The 541-nt window shown below is 42.5% G+C and carries 1 protein-coding gene; it reads left to right on the plus strand.

The window, feature by feature from the left end; all coding sequences use genetic code 11:
* Positions 1-541: Ig-like domain-containing protein (locus tag HMPREF3125_RS03305; protein WP_256278060.1), on the plus strand; the 541-nt coding region annotated here is incomplete at both ends.

Consider the following 541-nt stretch of genomic DNA (forward strand, 5'->3'; position numbering starts at 1 on the left):
GACTTAAAAGGTGGAGAAACTCTACCAGTTACAGCGACAGATAAAGCCGGAAACAAATCAGATCCAGCAACGACAACTGTAGCAGACACAACAGCACCAACAGTACCATCAATAAACCCAGTAACAAGTGATGATACTGAAATCACAGGTAAAGCAGAACCAGGTTCAACAGTGACAGTGACATTCCCAGATGGCACAACAGCAACTGGTACTGCAGATGACGATGGCAACTATACAATTAACATTCCATCTAGTGAAGACTTAAAAGGTGGGGAAACATTACCAGTTACAGCTACAGATAAAGATGGAAATAAATCAGATCCTGCAACAACTGTGGCAGATACAACGGCACCAGATGCACCAACTGTTAATCCAGTAACAAGTGACGACACACAAATCACAGGTAAAGCTGAACCAAATTCAACAGTGACAGTAACCTTCCCAGATGGTAAAACTGCAAGTGCTACAACAGATGCAGACGGCAACTATGTCATCAATATTCCATCTAGTGAGGACTTAAAAGGTGGAGAAACTCTACCAG

Origin of the sequence: Staphylococcus sp. HMSC13A10, from assembly GCF_001808005.1 — a bacterium.
Lineage (GTDB): Bacteria > Bacillota > Bacilli > Staphylococcales > Staphylococcaceae > Staphylococcus > Staphylococcus pasteuri.